This window comes from Teredinibacter haidensis, assembly GCF_014211975.1.
GTDB lineage: Bacteria > Pseudomonadota > Gammaproteobacteria > Pseudomonadales > Cellvibrionaceae > Teredinibacter > Teredinibacter haidensis.
Genome location: NZ_CP060084.1, coordinates 4,089,648 through 4,111,951, shown reverse-complemented (window position 1 = coordinate 4,111,951; position 22,304 = coordinate 4,089,648). Strand labels below are relative to the sequence as shown.

The window sequence follows — 22,304 nt, the reverse complement described above, 5'->3', positions numbered from 1 at the left end:
TACAGTCGTTCACACCGGAAGAAAGTACCAATTAAAAACGACTAATGTACTTTCTTGCGATTTCCAGTAAAATTCTCGCTCCCAGAAAAGCCTAAACAAGAGGAAAGGCCCATGAAACAAGTAAAGAAAACCGCCGAGTACACCATTTTCCAGCGCAATGATGAGCGTTACGCCGTGCGCGGTACTAACCGCAGCTGGATCAATGGCGATGATAAAGTAGCTATCTTGCAGAAAGAAGGCTTAATGAAAAAAGCTGAGCCAAAGCCGGCCGAACCAGAAGCTGTAGCAGCAGAAGGCGAAGCCGCCGCCGAGTAAGCTATAACGTCACACATTATTTTAAAAAGCCGGGAGTGGTGTTACCTCTTCCGGTTTTTTTTGTCTGGCCCGTACCATAAAAATAACATTGCTCTGAAAAACCCTAATCGACGGCAAGCTATCTAACTTTTATACTAAAGCTCCTTTCTACACTATTGGCGACGCAAGGAAATTCCGTGGGCTATAAGAACCAGATTTTCAGCCATGATCAACGTAAAAAAATTGGCGTTCTCATCACTAATCTCGGCACACCAACGGCCCCGACCAAACGCGCTCTAAGAACCTATCTCAAACAGTTTTTATCCGATCCCCGTGTTGTGGAGGTTCCACGCTTACTTTGGTGGCTGGTCCTTAACGGTATTATTCTGAATATTCGCCCCTCCCGATCAGCAAAGGCCTACACAAGCGTTTGGACTGAACAGGGTTCTCCCTTAGCGATACATACGTCGGCACAAGCGCAACAGCTCTCCACGGAGCTGCAGGCAGTCGACGATCGTATTGTGGTCGAGTGGGCCATGCGCTACGGCTCCCCTTCCATCGCAGACGCATTACAAAATATGATGGATAAAGGCGTAAGAAAACTTGTGGTACTGCCGTTGTACCCGCAATATTCCGGTGCTACAACGGCCTCCACTTTCGATGCTCTGGCAGCCGACTTTACGCATCGACGCTGGTTGCCGGAATTGCGGTTTCTCACCAGCTATTATGATCACCCCGCCTATATCAATGCCATTGTGAGCAGTATTCGCCACCACTGGAGCACGCAAGGTAGAGCCGAAATGTTATTGCTCTCATACCACGGTGTGCCCCTGCGCTATTTACAGCAGGGCGACCCCTACCACTGCCAATGCTTAAAAACATCAGGTTTGGTCGCGAGCGCTCTAGGCCTCGACGCATCCGAGTACATCACTAGTTTTCAATCCCGTTTTGGCCGTGAACAATGGTTGCAACCCTATACGGATGAAATACTGAAATCTTTACCTGCAAAAGGAGTAAAATCTGTACAAATAATTTGCCCCGGTTTTTCCGCTGACTGCCTCGAAACCATCGAAGAAATTGGTGAAGAAAATCGCGCTTACTTTATGGCAAGTGGCGGCAGTCGTTACGACTATATTCCAGCGCTCAACAGTGAACCAGAACATATAGAGCTGCTCAAACAGCTGGTAATGGACAATATCCAAACCTGGCTAATACCCGAAGGCGAAAAACTTGAGGCGCTCCAAAATCGACAAAATTGTGCAAATTCGCACCCATTTAATCAAAAGTAGTTAACATGCAGCTACCAGTGGCTCAATAGCGGCAGTAAAGGACTAACGGCACAATCACTTGCCCGACAGCGTCGAAAGGAGATAAATTTTAGCAATGCTTAAGATGAGCGAAAACGAAATGCATTGTTTCGAAGCCGCCATGAAGTGGCAACGACACCAGTTGTGGCAGCAGCTCCTGGCTTCGCTAACGCCAAAGCCTCCGCTGCTGAGGTTCGCGTGGGAGAGCTCTTTCACCATTAAATATATCTACGTTATAGCTTTAATAGCCCTGCTACCCCTGCTGGTAACCTGGTGGCTTCTGTGCTGCTGTGTACAACTTTTGCAGTACCCCTACCATTACATAATGTCGTTTTTAAAACCTCACGATCTTAAAGGCCCCGGAGAGCGTAACCTACAAGGCGTGCACAACGCTTTCGCCAGCCATATGGATCTATCAACCGCCAATTACGTGCATTGCGTAAATGACTGGATCGCCATCCTCTACGGAAAAGAAGCAGCTAAGAACTACCGTATGGATAGGTTAGTCGATATAAAAAAAATGGAACAGGCTGCATTGGCTAGCCATAGCCTGCCCAACCAGCAACTGCGAAATACCTTATCACTGGCAAGAGAAACCCTCGCCAAGACACTGGGCCACTACTAATTTCTGTAAAGCTCGGCCATCAATTCAATATGTGGCGTATGGGGAAACATATCCAAGGGCTGCACGTCTTTTAGCCGAAAACCATTTTTTATAAATTCGGCAAGATCTCGGCCAAACGTGGCCAGATCACAGGAAATATAAAATACCGAACGGATGGCAGACCTCCTGGAGAACAGAGGGCTGGAAATTTTCAAGCCTTCCCTTGGAGGATCCAGCACCAGCACCTCTGCCTGCTTAACAAGCGGTAAAAGCGATTCTGCACCCTGCTCAGAAAACAGATTGCAGATAATAGGCAACACCATTTCGAGTTTTTTGTGTTTCAACTGATCAACGGCAGCTTCCACTACCTCAACCGCAAACACTTGCTTAGCCCCACTGCGAGCAATAACCTCAGTCAAATTACCGGAACCACAAAAAAGCTCCAGCACCGTTTTACCCTCTTCCAGCCGACCTAAACCGGCCGATAGCCAGTCGCACATTTTTTTATTCTGCTCACTATTACCCTGCTGAAAAGGCAAGCGACTATTGATGCTGGCCGTTTCAGCATCAACGCTTTCATCGATATCCAAAGTTATCCACTTGTGCTTACCTTCGGGTTTCCACTGTCTGTTGGGCAGCTGCGCCAATAGCCCAGCAAGCGTGGACTGGTTTTTTTCACTCAGAATTGGGCAGCTTTCTACGCCAACAAGACGGTTGGAGTTCACTGCCATATAGCCGATATTGTTGCCATCGGTTTTTAACTGCGCACGATTGCGATAAGCCAGCGATTTCGAAGACGGTATAATGGGCAACACTTTACTATCACAGCCCAAACGACGCATAGCCTGCTCTACCCGAGCCTGCTTAGCGGCCAGCTGCTCACCGTATTCAATAAACTGCCAGGGGCAGCCTCCGCAATGGCCATGGTGTGGGCAGGGCGCATCGACCCGTTTCGTATGGCGAGAGCTTTCCTCCAGCGTAATTACCTCGGCAAAACCTATTCGGCCTTTTAACCCAGCAATACGAAATTCACCCGTCTCGCCCAACCAGACCCCAGGCACAAAAAACGTTCTCCCCTGCGGGTGCGTTACCACTCCGCGACCATCGCTGGCCAAGTCTTTCACGACACCAGAAAATGTTTTGCCAACTTTAATCTCTTCCACGCACTCACCTTAATCTGAAGACGCGGAAGTATAACGGGAATGGAAGGAAAAGTGCCGCTCCTGTGCCTCCATGCACGCGCCATTCCTGCATATAAAAAAGCCGAGCTAGGGCTCGGCATCAAACAGAAAACGGCAGGAAATGACCTGCCGATGATGAGATATCTACTGAGAGTTACAGGTGCTTGGCGCTATACAGCTCTGATTATTTTCCCAGCCCCAGCCACTGCTGGTACTTGTACACAGAGGGTATTCACTACCATACCAGTTACAAACACCACCGGTAGATGAGGAGCTTGAGCTAGAACTGACGGAAGAAGAACTGCTAGATGATGAACTGCTGCTTGAAGTATCGCCACCCACAAGACCGCCATCTCCGCTCTGGGATTCACAGGTAATAGCACCAATACAGCTCTGGCTGTTCTCGTAACCCCAACCGCTATCCTGGTTTGCGCATACAGGGGTCAGTGTTCCGTACCAGTTGCACTGCTGTCCGGTAGCTGAAGAAGAGCTGCTACTAGAACTAGACGACGAACTGCTGCTAGAACTGGAACTTGAAGACGAGGAAGAGCTACTAGAAGAACTGGAACTAGAGCTTGAAGATGAAGAGCTGCTGCTAGAACTGCAGCTGGATACGACACCACCGTTACCACCACCTTGGCTTTCACAAGTGCTGAGCCCAATACAGCTCTGGCCATCTTCCCAACCCCAACCACTAGCATTGGTACAGAGTGGATAAGTCCCCTCGTTATACCACTGGCACACATCTTCGCATTGCCCGTTTGAGCTACTGGAAGAACTGGAGCTACTGCTGGAACTAGAACTTGAAGACGAGGAAGAGCTACTAGAAGAACTGGAGCTGCTTGAAGAAGAGCTGGAAGATGTTCCGCCAAAGATAGAAGCACGCTGAGAGGTCTGCGCAATACCATCCGTACCGTTGATAAGACGGTCACCCCAGGTACTGAGGCTACCGGCGTTAAAGTTATTGACGATATCAAGCGCAGTACAGCAATCGCCGTTACCAGACCAACTCCAACCCAGGTATCCCGTACCGTTTTGCTGGGACACCGCCATAATGGAATCGGCATCAACAAAGGTACCCTGGTGATCAGCACCAAACTCGCCGACAATAATCGGTAGGTTATGGTTGCTCATAAAGCCAGTTATATAGTTTTCAACGGTAGCACGATCCTGGTAAACCTCATACATGTGAACACTAAACATGGTGTTACCCAAGGTATCCGCTGCTGCAACCTCTGAGGCATTGTTATACATCACATTGTCCCAGTCCTGTCCCCAGTTGGGAGCGTCCACCATCAGCGTATGAGTCAGGCCGGCGTTTCGCAGGGTCTGAATAGCCGCGCGATGATCGCCTATCCACATGGAATCGGCTTGATTATTCCCGACAGGCTCGTTGGCAATATTGATAATAATGTAGTCTTCCTGACCCTGCAGCGCACCCGCAATCGCCACCCAGTACTGGGCCGCGCTGGCAATAGTACCCGCTGCACTTTCTTCTCCACCACCGGTGGCATCGTGTACTTCCAGCACACAAATCACCTGGTTTTGCTTACAAAGCGAAATAATATTAGCAACATCGGATTCGCTATTACGCGTCCACTGGTCGCCGTTACTTAATACAACGCGAATCGTGTTGGCCCCGGTATTGGCGATGTCGGCAATAGAACCAGTTTCACCGCTATACCAGGCGTGGGCATGGTTTACACCACGCATAATAAAATTGTTGCCATTAGCGTCCAGTAACTGGGTGCCGGATACAGAAAAGCCAGCCCAGCTGTTAGCTGCCATAGCCATTGTCACTGCCGCCACACCGCAGGTTTTGGTGAGATGCGCAGTACAACGTTTGAAGAAGTTGGTGGTCATTATAATTGACTCCTTGTTCACTACTGATGAGGGGCCTCTACCCGGCGCTATATTCGCCGTACCAACTAAAAGGTTCCCGAAAAAAACACCTGTCTAACGAGGCTTCACTGACGGTGCCGAATTACCCACCCAAAAGCACGATAGCGCACTCCTTCTTTCGGCGGCACAAGCCACAGGCAAAGCACGGCCTACCCCATACGAGATACAGCTAGTTGAGGGAAAAGAAGTTTGGCGATATACGCGCCTTGGAGCTAATCAGCCCAAGGGCTAACAAAGGTTATCCGTTGAAAAGGGACACATTCTCTACCGTACTGGTGCCTACTGAGACTAAAAAACACCATGACCACTGGATCGAAAGCCGTACCCTGCTCATGCCACCCTGTCGCTATTATTGTTATTCAGGTGCCTGTAAATATCTGCTCGTTAAGAACAGGGGTGTAAAACTACAATGTAACCGTTTGCAAGGCAACCGGAAGAAAGCATGAATTCTAACCAGTAATTGCCTGAATTGTGCTCGAGTTTAGATAGAATATGTGAGGAGGTAGGAGTTTTTATTTGGGGGCCAGCGCAATAGGCAAATTACACCGCCAGCCTCCAACAAAGGCATTGCCCTCTTTCACGCTGGGATGAGGAGCCCCCAAACAGCAGTGCGTTTTAGCCTGTAATCACAATTAACCTTGCTGCCGAAAGCTGCAATTGAGTCTGCTCTTCCAGTGCGCCCACGATATCAATCTGGCGTTGATGCAACATCTCTACTTCCCGGATATCCACACCCGCATTATGTCGCGCGAGGTTTTGCAGGCGACTGGTCTCTGCGTCAAAGAAGCGGTTTGCCCGCGCCGAGGCTTGCTCTAAGAGGCTGGCTTTTTCAACTTCTGCAAAGGCTTCCGCTTTTTTATACCAATCACCTATTTCATTTTTTCGAGATTTCACCACATCCCTGGCAAGAAATTTCTTCACCGGCTCAATTGTCTTCTGTAACGAAGCTTCCGGTAGTAATGCAGCGAGGTTTTTATCGCTGATATCCAACACCAAAGAGCGAACAGAATGGCTGTTTAGAAAGGGTAAACAGGCAGCAGAATGCTTGGATTGGATCACCAGATCGAAACACACTTCCAGCAAGCAGTGGCCTGAGGGCAATTGCTTGCTGGGCAGGGTCGCCACGGAAGCAGAACCGAGATCCGAATGGTGCAACATCTCCCACAAACCGATAACGAAAGGCGAATCCCAACTCATAAATTGCAGGTCTTCCCGACGATTGGCAATATCGCGCGAGAAGGTTAGCTCGGTGCCCTCTCCGGGAATCCCAGGCAGCGCAGGAATCAGCATTTTATCCGAGGGAATAAGACTGTAGATACCTTCGTAGGTGCCCTCAAAATGAAAATTGAACAGGTCGCTGGCCATCTCGATCAATTCCAGAGGAGTGTCCTGTTCGAACAGGGTTATTTTGTCCGCCAACTCATCAGCAAAGGGTTGACGGCAGCTATTCATTTCCAGCAGTGCATCGCGTCCCAGCTGAATTTCCCGCTGCAGCAACTCGACCTTATCCATGCATTCCTGCTCCAGATCAGAAGTAAGTACTTCCTCACTGTAGAATTCAAGCGCCTCACTGTGCCGCTCAACAATCTCATCATGCACCTGACCGGCGGCAGGGTTTTGCTGTTCGATACAGTGCAGTACATGGTGATACCAATGTAGCTGAAGGGCAGTTTTCGACTGTGGTCCGTAGGGAATATGAATGTTTACATCGCGGTTTTGACCGATACGATCCAAGCGGCCAATGCGCTGCTCCAGCAAATCCGGATGCTCTGGCAAATCCATGCACACCAAGTGACAACTGAACTGAAAGTTGCGGCCTTCACTGCCGATTTCAGAGCAAATCAGAATCTGGCTGCCCTCGTCCAGGTCGGCAAAGTAGGCGGCGGCCTTATCGCGCTCTATCAGGTTTTGCTCTTCGTGGAAGAGTGCTGCGTCAATGCCATGCTTTTGCCAAAGAAAGCTCTCGCAATCCTTAACCTGCTCTATGCTGTGACAAATCACCAGAATTTTTTCGCTACCCTGCTGCTTTATCCACTGTGCCAACCACTCGAATTTCACCGGCCAGCTATCATCTTCCAATAGATGAGGTGTCGCCATTCGCTTAGGAAAACCAGCGATCGCCGAGCGCACATTACGGAACATCACCCGGCCAACGCCGTGTACATCCAGTAATTCATCTACCAGCTCCTCGTCGCTGGCACCTGCGGGCAAATGGTAGTCGTCTATCAGTTGCTCGCGGCCCTGCGGCAATGCTCGGATGCGCTCGTTCAATTGCTGGTACTCAGCTTCCGCTGCACGCAGGTTTTCCAGGCTGGTGAACTTGGCCGGATCCAGCAGCTGTAAACGGGCAAAATGGCTTTCGGCGCCCAACTGTTCTGGAGTGGCGGTTAGCAATACCAAGTGGTCGCTGCTCAGCGATAACTGCTGCAGGCAACCGAAGGCTTCACTGTCTGGCAGAATATGGTGGGCTTCATCGACAATGGTGATATCAAATTCCGCCTCCAGAAGTTGCGGGGCAATATGCTCGGCAATGCTGTGGGGAACAATATGGATCTGGCCACTGACGAAATCGTGCTCTTCCCCTGCGTAGAGGGTCGGCACCAGCGCGAACTTGCGCACCAGCTCAACCAGCCACTGTACCTGTAAGGCATCCGGCACTAATATAAGAGCGCGCTCGACCCGCTCAAATTTCAGCATGCGGCTAAGGATCATGCCCGCTTCGATGGTTTTACCCAAACCCACTTCATCGGCCAGCAGCACACGTACTTTTTCGCGCTCGCAGGCCATCCAAGCGACATATAATTGATGGGAAATTAGGTTGGCGCGCACCCCCAGCAAACCACCGAGGCGCGACTGCCAGGTTTTGCTCACGGCCTCATCCAATTTGCGACGGAAATAAAACCACTTAGGCGCGTCCAGCTGGCCGGTAAGCAAACGCACGAGCGGTTGATTCAAGCTCACTTCAGAGGACAGTTGCGTCTCCGGTATCAGCTGCTCAGTGCCAATATCATAAATGAGCAGGCCGTTTTGCTCGTGAACAGCTTTTACAACGGCGCTTTCACCCTTGGCCAGGGATATCTCATCTCCCTCAGAAAACAGGATACGGGTAAGCGGTGCCTGGGCAACGGCATAATTTCGCTCGCAATCTCCCTGCTCGAAAAAGATCGAAACTGTACGACCTTGCACCCCCGTGACGATACCCAATCCCAGCTCGGGCTCGGAATCGACTACCCAACGTTGACCTAAAACGAAAGTGCTTATCATCAGCTAAGAATCTCTGCGAAAGTTTGGGGGGCGCCATTGTACGGAAATTATGTGTTAATGATAGTTGAAGAGATCAAAGCCAACTTGGCTTTGCGCGACAGCCGTTTAATTTCTGACTCACGCCGGCAGGCCAGAGAGCGGGATTCCGCCGCTTCGTAGTACACCAGCTCCACCGGCTGCCGCGCCCGCGTATAGCGCGCGCCCTTGTTTGCGCTGTTATGCTCCCCGGCCCGGCGCTCAACATCGGTAGTAACGCCGGTGTAGAGCGATTTATCCTGGCAGCACACCATATACACGAACCAACCCGGATTATTCATTTATCGTTAACCTGAATATGACAAAAAGCAGCCAGAATGGCTCGGCGGCTATTATAACGAGCGGGAAACACTATATGCTCTACAGCATGAGTTCAACGCCCACTTTAGCCAAGCCGTAATACTATGCCTCAAGAAACTCGCAGGGGACTTCTCTTTGCCATCTCCGCCTATACCTGCTGGGGCTTTGTCCCCCTCTATTTCAAGCTATTTGGCCGAATACCTGCGGGGGAGCTGCTTGTTCACCGTATTGTTTGGTCTGCATTGTTTGTCGGGCTGATACTCGTAGTATTAAAGCGTTTGCCACAACTAGCACCCTACTTCCGCTCACCCAAAACCCTGCTTATCCTCGGTGCAGCGGCCGGTTTTGTGGCTATTAACTGGGTGGTATTTATCTGGGCAACCAACCACGGTCACCTGCTGGAAACCAGCCTGGGTTATTACATCAACCCACTCATCAACGTGTTATTCGGTTTATTATTTTTGGGTGAGAAACTGCGGCGGCTACAATGGCTCGCTGTCGCCTTGGCTTTTACCGGTGTTGGCCTGCAAATGATCACGCTTGGAGAAATTCCCGTGATCGCCTTAACACTCGCTTTTTCTTTTGGCGCCTATGGACTTATGCGCAAATTAATACGCGTGAGCGCACTGGAGGGGCTGTTTATTGAAACACTTCTGCTACTGCTGCCAATGCTGCTCTATTTTTATTTTTTTACCCCGGCGGAATCCCTGCGTATCGCCAGTAATGAAACCAGCTTTGCTTTTTTACTGCTAGCGGCGGGCCCGGTAACCAGTATTCCACTTATACTTTTCGCCGCAGGCGTTAACCGATTAAATTATTCCACCATGGGGTTTATACAATATCTCGCGCCCACCATCGTGTTAATCACTGCCATAGGCTGGTTTGATGAAGTCCTTGTCTGGCAGAAAGCAATGACTTTTGTCTGCATTTGGGTGGCGCTGGCGATTTATTCGCTGGACAGCCTCTATACGGCAAGAAAATCTCGCCGATATCACATTGCCAAAGGCAGCGAAGCTCAAAAATGAATGCGTGGAAAAACACCGTCCATGTTTGAGGATTAAGGTTTCTCCCCAACAACGATATAAACTCTAGCCAGCCTGATGAATATCGACCGATCTACCACAACGGAAAATCGACATTACAACATCGTTCATCCCTTGTTGCTGTTAGTCATTAGCACTTTTATTTTAAAGGCTTTAATAGCCTGTCATCGAATAGATGGGGCGTTCGTTTACACGCATACGCCTTCAGTTATCCGCCATCCGCTAGATTCCAAATCGACCGTCACTGAACTGACCTTTGAACTTACCGACAAGGGAGATTCCAACATCACATTGGTGCAACTGGCGAACTACTCCTCACTCTCAATTTGGTTGAGCGCTTCCAGCTTTGGCAAGCAGAATAGCGCCGTAGATTTTTATCGAGGTACTCGCCCTACCAGTACTTCGTTATTATGGCCTGGCTGTGAGGGAATATTAAAAGCCATCACCAAAGACAGCACAGCAAACACCGCCCCCAATAGAAACACCGCACTGTGCGACGTCAACCAGACAATACCCAATAACGCGGGAATCACTACCGCCGCAATATGGTTAATGGTAAAACTGACGCTGGCGGTCGCGGCGATATCCGCTTTATCCGCTATTTTCTGGAAGTAGGTACTAATGGCAATGGCGAAGGCAAAAAAGAGATGGTCGACAACATAAAGCGCGGCGGCAAAGTGCGCGTTGGTCACAAAAGCATACCCAACAAAGACTAGGATTAGCGCGACGTACTCGATAATGAGTGCTCTGCGCTCACCAATAACGCCAATAAATTTGCCTATGCGCGCAGCGAAGAAAAAATTAAACACATAGTTAATAATAAACAGCGCGCTAATTTCACCCACGCTGTAGCCAAACTTTTCTACCATTAGAAATCCGGCAAACACCACAAATATCTGCCGCCGCGCACCACTAAAAAACACCAGGGCGTAATAAAGCCAATAGCGTTTGCGTAGAATCAATTTTTTGTGCTGCTCTACATGAGGATGAAAATTTTTGAATTTAGCCACAATCACCAATGTCGCGACCAGGCCGCTCGCTCCTGCCAGCAAGTACATCCACTGGTAATCTACCCCCAGCTGATGCATCGCAACAAAGATCAGCGCGTAAGCGGAAAGACTGGCAATCGCTCTTACCGACAAGGCACGCCCCATAAACTGCGGCGCATTTTCCTTTGACAGCCACTGCAACGTAAGAGATTTGTTAATCGTTTCGAAATAATGGAAGCCGATGGACATGACCACAGTGGTTAAATACAGCCCAATGGCAAAAGGAAAAAAGCCGGTAAGAGCTACTCCCAGCGCCATCACCGCAATCGAGAGCAATGCAAAGTATTGCTCTCGAAGTATCAGCAGTACAAAAACAGCCGTAAACGCCAGAAAGCCCGGCACTTCCCTCAAGCTTTGCAGCATGCCTATTTCCACACCGGTAAAGTTTGCACGCTCGATAACAAAATTGTTCAACAACACCTGCCAGGTGGCGAACATAAATGACATCACAAAGCTCATGGTTAAAAGGAGGTTTTCTGGTTTGTGCCAAAAACTTGTAGGCTCAGATACGGAAATATTTACAGCGGAAGCGGACTTAGATTCGGACATAGAGGTACAACTGGTAGGAGATCAAAGAACAACGATCTTATCATAGGTTAGAATTCGCGCACCCATTTACCACCTAAACAACAGCCTATGAAATTTGATGCCATTGGCCTGCAAATCCCCGACATTTTGCTGCCATCTCCCTCGATAGACCCTACAAACTGGGCGGTTGTCGCCTGCGATCAATACTCTTCCCAACCGGACTACTGGCAAAAGGTCGCACAGGCCATTGCAGACAGCCCCTCCACCGGGCATATGGTATTTCCGGAAGCATGGCTGGAAAGTGGCAATAACGAAGACATTATTCAGGGTATTCAAAGCACCATGCAGTCCTACCTGCAAAAGGACGTTTTCGAGGAATACAAAAGCAGCCTTATTCGCTGTCGACGCAGCACCTCAACCGGTGAGCGCAAAGGCGTGATCGTTGCGCTGGACCTGGAACACTACGATTATCGGCAAGGCAGCCAAACCCTGATTCGTGCCACCGAGGGTACCATTGTTGACCGCCTGCCGCCGCGCGTCAAGATCCGCGAGGGCGCTGCGCTGGAGTTCCCCCACATTATGGTACTGATCGACGACCCCGACAGAACCGTCATTGAACCCCTGTTCGAACAGTCGGCAACACCCGTTTATCAATGCGAGCTGATGCAAAACAGTGGTCAGCTGCGCGGCGAGTTAATCGACGCCCCCGAGGCGCTGGTAGCCTTCGCCGCCAGCCTGGAAAAGCTCGCTCAACCCGACAGCTTCAAGGAAAAATACGATACCGGCCCAGAACAGCAGCCCCTGCTCTACGCCATGGGTGATGGCAATCATTCCTTTGCTACGGCGAGAGCAATATGGGAGCAGATGAAAGCCGACCGGGGCTTTGACGCCGTTGCGGATCACCCCGCCCGATATGCCCTGGTGGAATTGGTTAATCTCTACGACACATCACTGGAGTTCGAGGCCATTCACCGGGTGGTGTTTAATACAAACCCCGAAGCACTGATCGCCGCTTTTTTGGATTACTACCGCGATCAACAGGCCGAATTGAAAGCCGAGCCTGCCAACCTTAGCGCCGACGCCCAAGCCATTCCCTTTCATTATCACAACACCAGCGGCTCGCTCGTTATTCACAAACCTGCACAGCAGCTGGCGGCGGGAAGCCTGCAACAGTTTCTGGACGATTATCTAAAAGATAACCCTCAAGCCAATGTCGACTATATTCACGGCGAGAGCACAACGATTCAGCTGGGTGAGAAAGAGAGCAATATTGGATTTTTATTGCCACCCATCGATAAACAGGCTCTGTTTAAAACGGTAATCTTTGACGGCGCGTTACCGAGAAAAACATTTTCGATGGGCGAGGCGCAGGATAAACGCTTCTATTTTGAGGGCCGACGCATACAGCCGTAATGATCCAGACGGGTTGATAGACGCCAGCAACCAGGCACAACGGGGTTGCTCCGCGTTACCATTGTCGGAGGATGATTCTAGTCTCTCTATTTTCACCTTCTTACCACCACCAACAAAGAAAAAAGCCGCAACAGCAGGTTGCGGCTTTTACTCAGGTCTAAACGTCTACACGATCACTCGCGGCTCTATTAGTTCTTCCAAGGAAACTCCGGCAAAGCACCTTCCTCGGCATTGCGAATCAACTCCAGAGCCATCTCTGGGAACCATGCGCCTGCGGGAGGGTTGTCAATACCTCGAACGGGGTCAGGTGATCCAGCGGGTTCCCATCGAGTGCACTCGCCATCGGATTCACCAGGTATCTTGATCCACAAATAAGCATCCACCAGATCGATACCGGTATCCAGCGTTGGTCGTAAACCTAAGCCGCGCTCGGGAGGGTTACACCAATCCTGCACGTCGCCGGGAGCATCTTCCGGGCCAACCCAACGGCCCTGACCATTGCGGCTGGTATCGATAACAAAGTGTGTTGTAGCTTCCGCCGTTCCCAGGTTACTCACATACCAGTCGTCCGTTTCTACCCAGGTATTCGTATCATCGAGATTCGCAGGGTAGTACTGGCTAGCACACCAATCATAGTGACCCAAACGCCAACCGCCTTCTTCATCATTATTGGCAAAGGCGAGACAAGAGGAAATCCACTCGCCGTATTTGATCAGCTGGTCCGATGCCTGATAGTTCGATGCATTTAGGAAAAAGCCCGCAGAATCAGCAATACCCGCTTTGCTTAAACGATCAGCAATATCGCCAACCCCTAACCAACGCACATGAGTGGCATCGAGATACACATCAACATTGCCCATAGCATTAAAACGCTCGACCGCTTCGGTCATCATATAAAAGCGCTCATCCGCTGCGGTTTCTGCGTCCACTTCATCGGGCTGACACCACTCAGGGGAATCGTTACCCAACGGCGTGTAGTGCGGAATGATCCCCAAACCATCAGGTTCAAGCATAATTTTCGCTTTAGATTCGCCAATTGTCTCAGCTATAGCGTCTATCCATTCCAGGTATTCGTCGGCATTGGTGGCGCCACCCGCAGAGTAAGATGCACAATCACGGAAAGGAATGTTGTAGACAACAAAAACCGGCGTGGCATTAAACTGCATTCGCGCCTGCCAAAGGTGCTGCCTAACCGTTTGCTTGATTTCATCGGCAGACGATCCCACCAGCCATACAGACTGCGGCGTGGTCATCATTGCCGCCAGCGACCCTGCATCCTCGAACTCACCCTCTTTAAGCAACGCTTTGAACTGGTCTCGCGCGCCCTCATTTGCCGGTGGAATGTACAGGTGCTCGGGTATATTCCAATGATGTTGATAGTGTGACATTGCGCCACCCTTTTTTGCAACAACCGGCTGACTTGCCATTGCCAACCCAACCAACGAGGCAGCGGCCATGAATAACGTCCTATTTATCATTTTTCTTCTCCTAACAGGTTTTGTTTGAATGCATTCGTGAAACGCTACAACCTCCTTTTTTCACGACAAGCACAGCACATGAAAATCGTTAGATAACACGTTAACGAATACATTCTCTATACACATTATTGTTGATGAAGTTTTTGAAGACGATTGACTAAAACACTACTGAAATCGCAAAAAACAATGCGACGTCGCATACTAAAATGCGCTTTGTGAAGATGACAACAAATTTTAAAATCTCTCGAAATCAATTTCAAACCATTAGACTGTAATCGGTTTCATGGCGGCTAAATTAATATTTATAGCCATCATTTTGAGGGATTCTAGAGGCGCGTACATCTTTGGTGGTTAGGCAGTGGCGGGCTTTTTCAAAACATCAAAGTAAGATGGAAGGAACAACATGCCGCCAACTAAAATTAGTGTGCTTAGATCGAGGAAACTCTGGTTAAGTCGAATCAAATCTTGACATTCTGGTTTTCCAAGGTCAAGGCGCCTGTATACTGGAATACGTCCGTATTTCAAAAACGAGCGACATTGGTAGGGTAAGTAACACGTATTTCATTGTCTTTCTCGTTCTATTAGTGGATCACTCAAAAGGTACGCATGCTTAAAGTAATTACTCGTCCACGTTAAATAAACACTGATAAAACATTGAGTTACGATATTATTTTGTTGCCTCCACCCCTTCTATTTAGTCAATTCCACTCACTATTCGTAAAATACACTAAGCATGATCCGTTTCACACAGGTTCACTTCAACGGTGATATGGGAGAGCTTATCAAAATCTTTCAGCAAGCCTTTGTAGTGCTCAGCAGACCGAGCTTGATGCGTGACCAGTGCAATAATTGCCGCATAGTGATTGGCGCTCACGTGCCAGATATGTAGGTCCGACACTTTATTGTCCGCATCTGCCTCAATCACCTCACGTATTTTTTGCTGCTCCTGCTCATTGATGCTTGCGTCCAGAAGCACTGGCGCTGTTTGTTTGATCAGACCTATGGCCCAGTGAGTAATAATAATCCCCCCCACAACACCCATGACCGGATCTAGCCAATTCCAACCAAAGTATTTGCCGCACACCAAAGCCGCTATTGCCAGCACCGAAGTAAGCGCATCGGCAAGCACATGCATATAAGCCGCTTTTAAATTGTGATCGTGATGATGGTGATGGTCGTGCCCGTGATCGTCATGCCCGTGGTGGTGAGCATCCTTGAGTAAAAAGGCGCTAACTATATTGACCACCAGGCCAACCGATGCCACCACAATTGCTTCATTAAAATGGATCGCCTGGGGTTCAATCACGCGCTGTAAAGATTCAACCAGCATCACCAGCGCTACAATCGCCAGACCCACTGCGCTGGCAAAACCGCCCAGAACATTTACCTTGCCCGTACCAAAAGTGTAGCGGTTGCTACCTGCATATTTGGTTGCATAACGATAGGCAAGCATTGCAATCAAAAAGGCGGCGACATGCGTGCCCATATGCCAGCCATCAGCCAACAGCGCCATTGAACCATAAATACTACCGGCAATAATTTCCACCAGCATGGTAATAGCCGTGAGCACCAGAACATACAGGGTTCGCCTTTCGCCCTTTTGGTTGGCTACGGCAAAATTGTGGCTGTGTTGCCATTGATTTAAGTTATGTGAATGCACGTTTAATTTCCTGTTCAATTGCAAAACGTCACAGATATAAATCTGTATTACTCAGTATGTTATCCGCAAGAATACCGACAAAAAGAATGGTACGTATAGAGCAATATCAAAAGCACCTTCGGAAGCATTACCGATTTCCTATAGATTCCGTAGCAGCTGTATGCAGTGCGTACGAAATTCTGGCGGTCGTTTTTACTCGTCCTAAATTGATCGTTAACGTGTACCTGAATATTTCGGCTGGAGAATATTCGCTACTTAGTATAGCCTGTGATCGCGCTAGCCTTCACCGCTAACGCTTTGATTATCTCATCGCCGCAGAACTTCTCGGCCTATTTATACCCGTGTTGTTAAAATTAGAATAAGGAAAAAATAATGACAGATAATCCCTACCAAACACCCGAGGCATCTGCTCCGGACGACATGATCAAATGTATCGCATGCCCAAAGATATTGCCGCACTTCTCGCATTTTTATTTGGCGGCTTTGGTGTTCATCGATTCTACATGGGCCAGTGGTGGGGAATATTTTATTTACTTTTTTTCTGGCTTTGGATACCCGGTATTATCGCCTTTATCGAAATGATTGTATTTCTGTGTAGCAACCAGGAAAACTGGGATGCTAAATATAACGAAGGTCGTCCCAAGGGGCCGAACGACGGAAGCAGTGCGGCAGTCATTATTATTGCGGTTATCGGTGGAGCATTTATTCTCATCGCGCTTATTGGCATTCTAGCGGCCGTTGCACTACCGGCATATCAGGATTACACCACTAGAGCGACAGTAGCCGAAACCATGGCTGACGCTTCGCACGCAAAAAAACTGGTTCAGGATTTTTACCAAGCTAACGACCAGCTTCCAGATAGTAATATTATGCTGGGCTTGGAAGAACCCTATACCTTAAACACGCATTCAGAATTGGAAGTTAGTACAGCCGGAGCGATTACAATCGAGTTCAACGAACCGACTAGTATTGAAGGGTCGACCATCGTTTTGACACCGCAGTTCGACAATACCTACGGGGAATTTTGGTCCTGCACGGAAGGCGATATGGACAATAGATACCGCCCTGCGAACTGTCGCAAATAGACCTTATACAACTCCAGATAACAATGCCGGCGCACATTTGTGCGCCGATTAATCCCCAAAGTCAAACAACCTCGCCCGCACACCACCCCGATGCCCAAGCCCATTGGAAATTATACCCTCCCAACCAGCCGGTAACGTCCAAGACTTCACCAATAAAATACAGGCCTTTCACCTTTTTACTTTCAAAGGTTTTGGAAGATATCTCATCGGTATCAACACCACCACGTGTAACTTCAGCGGTACGATACCCCTCTGTTCCGGACGGCGTAATCCGCCACTGATGAAAGTGCTGGTGCAGCTGTTCAATCTCTTCATTACTGAATTCTGCAACAGGCTTATTGCCCACTTTCTGCTCAAGCCATGATTGCACAAAGCGCTTCGGCAGATATTTTGACAACAACGTTTTTAGCTCCTGCTTGCCGCTGTTTTTTTTCCACTCAATAATCAAACCGGAAAGGCTTTCACCCGGCAAAAAATCAAGGCATATGCTCTCCCCTAGGTTCCAGTAATTCGAGATCTGCAATACTACCGGCCCGCTTAACCCTCGATGAGTAAACAGCAATTCATCGGTAAAGCTTGTTTGGGAGCTTTCAACTTTTGCTCGAACAGAAACACCCGACAGCGCTGCAGACAGCTCCTGCCAATGACCAGAGAGCGTAAACGGAACCAAAGAGGCTGTTCGCTCCAGGGTTTCTAAACCGAACTGTTCGGCAATTTGGAAACCAAAGCCTGTCGCCCCCATTGTTGGGATAGAAAGTCCACCTGCGGCGACCACCAGGCTCGCACAACCAAACTCGCCTCGGCTGGATTCAATAAAAAAGTGATTCTCTTTTTTCTGCACGTTTACAATATCGCAGTGGGTCTGAATTGTTACGCCTGCTTGCTCACACTCCGACAGCAACATATTGAGAATATCGCTGGCTTTATTGTCGCAAAAAAGCTGGCCCTCACCCTTATCGTGATAGGCGATATTGTGTTCATTCACCAGCTCGATAAAATGCCACTGAGTGTAGCGACTTAAGGCTGATTTACAGAAATGTGGATTTTGCGAAAGGTAATTTTCCGGCGATATATCCATGTTCGTGAAGTTGCAGCGGCCCCCCCCGGACATGAGTATTTTTTTCCCCGGCTTATTAGCGTGGTCCAACAACAGAACCGTACGACCTCTTTTTCCCGCCGTAGCGGCGCACATCAAACCCGCCGCACCGGCACCAATAATAATGACATCGTATTGCATTAATTTTTAAACCCTTAAATACCATTTAAAGCGAGCGCAATCACAACCACCTGGGGGACGGTAATCAACGGCAGGAATAAGGCCAGCTTCCAGGAGCGTGTTGTATCTTTAAGCACCATAATTTCAGTGTAATCGGTACTTACGCCCGTCATTAGAAAGGCAAAACTGTTTCCCGGTGCCACGGCTCGATTAAATATATCTGCCGCAATAGGCGCCGAACCCTCGGAGCATACTTCGAGTACCGTCGCCACCAGCAACGTGACCGCCAGGCCCACAGCGGTGGGGCCAAAGTAATTGCCGAAATAATCAGGCGGAACAAACGTACGGATCGCCGCCGCCAGTAAAACGCCAAACAACAACCAACGTAATACCATACGTGATTCCCGAACACCATCGACAAAAAATTGCCACAGACTACGGTGGTTGTAGCTACCCTGCTTTAGCGCCTCAATGGCCGTTGGCCAAAATTCGAAATTGTCTGGCAGTGCTTCGGTATTGGGGTTAGCGGGCAAGTTTCCCCGCGCGACTAACGCATCGAACACTAGCCCGGTAACAATGGCCACCAGGGCAGACGCCACGATAAACGTAAGCGTCCAGCCCAGGCCTATCATGGCAATTAAAATCAGTGTGAGTGAAAACGAATTCCAGGGGCTGGCAATCAAAAAGGCCATGACCTGCCCAGTGGAGGCGCCGCGCTCATAGAGCTTCGCACCAACCATCAGAATACCGTGGCTGCAAAGGTCCAGCAGCAGGCCAGCACCTGTGGCCCGCAGCATGCCTTTCAGTCCACCATGGGTTCCCAGCAATGACATCACCAACTCTCGCGGAACCTTACACAACAACGCGACCATAAAGATGCCAAGGGCCGCGCCCCAAGCCATGGTGTTGATCAGCTCGAATATCGCATGACCTAGATGGCCCAGCATAGACGCCATTTGCTCTGGAAAGGTCTTCGCGATAAGTAGATGATAACCATAGCCCAGTGCAACCCCAAACAGTGATCCCCAGAGCATATAGTCGGGTCTATCGCTGGTTTCGCAGCAGCCACCGGCACTGGGTTTTTCGTTCGCTACTTCGCCACTACCGCAACAGGTCGACGCCGATTTCGGTTTGCCAGCACAACAGCTTTTGGGTTCTGATTCTTTTTTGGACTGACAGCAACTTTCGCTTTCCCCGCCGGGGGGGGACTCATCAACGGATTTAGACTTACTACAGCAGGAAGGTTTTTCCATTTGAAATCTGATCTCGATTAAATAGGTGTCTCTATTATGGCAAGCCTTCGGGCGAAACGCACTGACCTTTTGCTACACTTATATGCGAACCATTCTAGGATTATTGTCAGTATGCTGGTCTCGTATAAGTACCATTTAATAGGCTCCTTTTTTCTAACCGCACTATTTTTTTCCGGCGTTACTAACGCCGAAAAATCTGCCGAACAACTCTATAAACGTTTGTGTATCGCTTGCCACGGGCCCGAACTCACAGGTTCATTTGGCAGCTCACTGGTGGACGACGAGTGGAAACACGGAGCTACCGACGCCGATATTGCCAAGGTAATTAAGGAGGGTGTAATCAAAAAAGGTATGCCACCTATGGGCAGATCGCTATCTGACGAGCAGATTACCGCCATGGTGGTGTTTATTCGGGAGAAAGGTAAAGCGGCCAGTAGAGAGAAGTAGTCACAGAGAGCTAAACGGCTCGATTACACGGATAGGTCATTCAGGGATCTCGTTAAATGTATTGACCCGAGATTTTTTCTCGCCTCGAAAAAATTTTCCAAACGCTAAAAAATAGACAACCTGATCAATGACTTCTTTATTTGTCATCATAAAAGTATGCGTAACGGGAAGAACTAAGTGGTCAGCCATTCCTTCAAGCCTGCTCCGCTCTACACTCACTTTTCCATCATCATCGCCAGGAATTAGCGCTGACAATATCAAATTAATGCTACTGGTACCGGCAACAATACCCAGTTCAAAATCTGCTGGCCCCAGAGTATTGGGAATGCTTTTTTGGTCGGTGCCCAACTGTAGACCGGCATCGCCATTCATAAGATGAAAGCCGGGAAAATCACCGAGTTTATCAACAACTTCACTACCCTTGTTGGGCGGCCCCAACATTACCACACGAGCTAATCGCGGTAGCTTGTTGTTATGAAGATACTGCCTGACTAATATACCGCCAAGGGAATGCGTAACAAAATTTACGGCATTCTCCTCCCGGCAGCTTTTTAAGGCGCTAGAAATAGCCGACTCAGCCAAGGTATTGATCTTTCCCGTTCGAGATTCATAGGCCTGATTAACAACAAAATAACCTTCTTTTTTCAGGCGTGCCTCCATTTTTCCCATGGAAGCATTGGTACGAGCCAAACCGTGCAACAAAACAACGCACGAGGCCTGCGCGGATACGGGCACCAGTAAAAAGATAAAAAGCAGTACTCTCATTTAGATACGTTTTTTGCTCTTAATGCTTTACGTTTATCCAGCGCATCTGTTTGTGATGAAATTAAAATCAGCTGCTGTAAAAAATTTTCAATGCGCGGGTCGAAGATATGATTATGATCGGGAATTAGCGCTTTATCCACCCGAATATTCATATAGGGATTCCTGCCAGCGCTATTGTCGGTGCGTTTCAGCGAGGAGCCTCTAAAAGCTATTGTACTGCCCGGATGATCTTGCTCCCAGCTTTCTGCTGTCCGCATAAAGAGTTCAACCTCTTTCTGGAGATCAAACTCCCACAGCGCTGCATCTTCGTTCTTCCGCTCCGTCGCACTCAGGTAGTGGGTTTTATAGTGATCAAAATGCCCTACAGCAGTTTGATTCGCAACACCCTGGTCAATAATTTCTGTTTGCTGGAGAACCGCATTATAACGCTCAGCCTTGCGCTCTTTTTCGAACAGGGTCGAAAACCAGCGCCCCATAGGAAAGGCATATTTGGTAGCGCCATCGGATTCCGATGTTAAAATTGCCAGTACCGGCAACTGCCCGGGAAAATAATGGCCTCGCTCGGTGGCCATATCACTCAGGTTAGCGTAGCGCATAGCCTCAAATGCCGGATTAATCAGCACCACCAAATCCGCAAAACCGATCGTATCGCTCACGAACCCCTGCGGGCCTTCTGTATGCACAAAGCCGTACTCTAGAATTTCACTCAGCGCCGAATAAACGACCGCACCACCGAAGCTATGCCCAACAACCGCCAAACGTGTGCCGCTCTCTTTCCCCTCTTTTCTATCAATGGCATGTTTGGTATTACGTAACAACTCCAAGCGGCCGAGTACTTCTGTTGTTGCTCCGTAACCCACCTTATGAGCAGTTTCTTTTCTCTCCCAAAACGTAAGATTTTTCAGTACGGGCCAACTAACAGAACCCCCTCGCCACCCTAGATAAATGCCTGTCACTTTACGCGGCTGCATACCCATACTGTTGCTAATCGCCGATTCCATCGCACTTAAGCGCATTAAGCTCTTGCGAAAACTCTGAATATTATCGTCACCCACCTTAGCACTGTGCTTCCAGCCATGAACAAACACCACCACCAAGGCGTCTTGCTCAATTAGATCCGTGGCCACTTTAGTCAGCACCTTGTCCATCTGCTTGCGTTGCCATAGCTGGCCCTGGTCGTCCAGCTCAATAAACGCCAGCATATAATCCTGACTGCTATCCTGGAGATTTTTATAGCTCTGAATCGAGCTGGTTTTGCATTCCTGCAGAGGATTACTAGAGGTACAAAGCTCGTAATTCGTTCGATATTGTTGGTGGGAAATACAGGAAGTAAGCGATAAAACAACAATCGCTATAACAAGGGTACTACCGAAATAAAGTCCTTTTTTCATGGCTTGGCCCTCTTTAAGGTGGGATAGTTTTTAACTCAACAAATTTTTCCTCTACTAAATAAAAATAGACGACGAGCTCTCGCCGTCT

18 protein-coding genes are annotated in these 22,304 nt (G+C 48.9%); 7 read left to right on the top strand and 11 right to left on the bottom strand.

The window, feature by feature from the left end:
* Nucleotides 1-111: 111 nt before the first annotated feature.
* From H5715_RS16715 to H5715_RS16705, 3 genes are all read left to right on the top strand, one after another.
* Nucleotides 112-315: a hypothetical protein gene (locus tag H5715_RS16715; protein ID WP_075186324.1), complete on the top strand. Its 204-nt coding sequence runs from the start codon at nt 112-114 to the stop codon at nt 313-315.
* Nucleotides 316-491: 176 nt separating this feature from the next.
* Nucleotides 492-1,583: a ferrochelatase gene (gene hemH / locus H5715_RS16710; RefSeq protein WP_075186325.1), complete on the top strand. Its 1,092-nt coding sequence runs from the start codon at nt 492-494 to the stop codon at nt 1,581-1,583.
* Between the two features lie 94 nt (nt 1,584-1,677).
* Entirely contained in the window at nt 1,678-2,226 is a 549-nt protein-coding gene (locus tag H5715_RS16705; RefSeq protein ID WP_075186326.1) for a hypothetical protein, read from the top strand.
* Here the strand turns inward: H5715_RS16705 and H5715_RS16700 are convergent.
* The 4 genes from H5715_RS16700 to H5715_RS16685 all read right to left on the bottom strand — a co-directional run bounded on the left by H5715_RS16700 (nt 2,223) and on the right by H5715_RS16685 (nt 8,869).
* On the bottom strand, nt 2,223-3,368 hold the full coding sequence (locus tag H5715_RS16700) for a class I SAM-dependent RNA methyltransferase (RefSeq protein ID WP_075186327.1): 1,146 nt from the start codon (nt 3,366-3,368) through the stop codon (nt 2,223-2,225). The genes H5715_RS16705 and H5715_RS16700 overlap by 4 nt on opposite strands.
* A 162-nt stretch (nt 3,369-3,530) precedes the next feature.
* Nucleotides 3,531-5,180 carry a cellulase family glycosylhydrolase gene (locus H5715_RS16695; RefSeq protein WP_246434800.1) on the bottom strand — a complete coding sequence of 550 codons (1,650 nt, stop codon included), beginning with the start codon at nt 5,178-5,180 and terminating at the stop codon, nt 3,531-3,533.
* Between the two features lie 723 nt (nt 5,181-5,903).
* Complete coding sequence (locus tag H5715_RS16690; RefSeq protein ID WP_246434596.1) at nt 5,904-8,552, bottom strand: helicase-related protein; 2,649 nt, start codon at nt 8,550-8,552, stop codon at nt 5,904-5,906.
* Nucleotides 8,553-8,599: 47 nt separating this feature from the next.
* Nucleotides 8,600-8,869, bottom strand: coding sequence for a GIY-YIG nuclease family protein (locus H5715_RS16685; protein WP_075186329.1), 270 nt, complete (start codon nt 8,867-8,869; stop codon nt 8,600-8,602).
* 123 nt (nt 8,870-8,992) lie between these two features.
* Here H5715_RS16685 and rarD point away from each other — a divergent pair, with 123 nt between their 5' ends.
* Nucleotides 8,993-9,913 (top strand): EamA family transporter RarD, encoded by a 921-nt coding sequence (rarD, locus tag H5715_RS16680; RefSeq protein ID WP_075186330.1) that lies wholly within the window; start codon nt 8,993-8,995, stop codon nt 9,911-9,913.
* A gap of 392 nt (nt 9,914-10,305) precedes the next feature.
* On the opposite strand, the gene H5715_RS16675 is transcribed toward rarD, so the two are convergent.
* Nucleotides 10,306-11,529, bottom strand: coding sequence for an MFS transporter (locus tag H5715_RS16675; RefSeq protein WP_083608082.1), 1,224 nt, complete (start codon nt 11,527-11,529; stop codon nt 10,306-10,308).
* Nucleotides 11,530-11,616: 87 nt separating this feature from the next.
* On the opposite strand from H5715_RS16675, the gene H5715_RS16670 reads away from it, so the two are divergent.
* Nucleotides 11,617-12,921, top strand: a complete 1,305-nt coding sequence (locus tag H5715_RS16670; RefSeq protein WP_075186331.1) for a DUF1015 domain-containing protein — start codon at nt 11,617-11,619, stop codon at nt 12,919-12,921.
* Nucleotides 12,922-13,109: 188 nt separating this feature from the next.
* Here the strand turns inward: H5715_RS16670 and H5715_RS16665 are convergent, their stop codons facing one another.
* Together H5715_RS16665 and dmeF are read right to left on the bottom strand one after the other, a co-directional pair.
* Nucleotides 13,110-14,399 carry a glycoside hydrolase family 6 protein gene (locus tag H5715_RS16665; protein WP_075186332.1) on the bottom strand — a complete coding sequence of 430 codons (1,290 nt, stop codon included), beginning with the start codon at nt 14,397-14,399 and terminating at the stop codon, nt 13,110-13,112.
* A 727-nt stretch (nt 14,400-15,126) separates the two neighbouring features.
* A complete protein-coding gene (dmeF, locus tag H5715_RS16660; protein WP_075186333.1) occupies nt 15,127-16,059 on the bottom strand; it encodes a CDF family Co(II)/Ni(II) efflux transporter DmeF in 933 nt (310 codons plus the stop codon).
* 437 nt (nt 16,060-16,496) lie between these two features.
* Here dmeF and H5715_RS20435 point away from each other — a divergent pair, with 437 nt between their 5' ends.
* Entirely contained in the window at nt 16,497-17,144 is a 648-nt protein-coding gene (locus H5715_RS20435; RefSeq protein ID WP_221892311.1) for a pilin, read from the top strand.
* A 61-nt stretch (nt 17,145-17,205) separates the two neighbouring features.
* Here H5715_RS20435 and H5715_RS16650 read toward each other — a convergent pair whose 3' ends face one another.
* Nucleotides 17,206-18,381, bottom strand: coding sequence for a BaiN/RdsA family NAD(P)/FAD-dependent oxidoreductase (locus H5715_RS16650; protein WP_075186334.1), 1,176 nt, complete (start codon nt 18,379-18,381; stop codon nt 17,206-17,208).
* 14 nt (nt 18,382-18,395) lie between these two features.
* Nucleotides 18,396-19,613 carry a permease gene (locus H5715_RS16645; RefSeq protein WP_075186335.1) on the bottom strand — a complete coding sequence of 406 codons (1,218 nt, stop codon included), beginning with the start codon at nt 19,611-19,613 and terminating at the stop codon, nt 18,396-18,398.
* Between the two features lie 111 nt (nt 19,614-19,724).
* Between H5715_RS16645 and H5715_RS16640 the strand changes: the two genes are divergently transcribed.
* A complete protein-coding gene (locus tag H5715_RS16640) occupies nt 19,725-20,060 on the top strand; it encodes a c-type cytochrome (protein ID WP_075186336.1) in 336 nt (111 codons plus the stop codon).
* Nucleotides 20,061-20,096: 36 nt separating this feature from the next.
* Here the strand turns inward: H5715_RS16640 and H5715_RS16635 are convergent, their stop codons facing one another.
* Both H5715_RS16635 and H5715_RS16630 read right to left on the bottom strand, forming a co-directional pair.
* Nucleotides 20,097-20,825, bottom strand: a complete 729-nt coding sequence (locus tag H5715_RS16635; RefSeq protein WP_075186337.1) for an esterase/lipase family protein — start codon at nt 20,823-20,825, stop codon at nt 20,097-20,099.
* The gene (locus H5715_RS16630) at nt 20,822-22,216 is read right to left on the bottom strand and encodes a hypothetical protein (RefSeq protein WP_075186338.1); all 1,395 of its coding nucleotides are present in this window, start codon (nt 22,214-22,216) and stop codon (nt 20,822-20,824) included. The genes H5715_RS16635 and H5715_RS16630 overlap by 4 nt, the downstream gene beginning before the upstream one ends.
* Between the last annotated feature and the right edge of the window lie 88 nt (nt 22,217-22,304).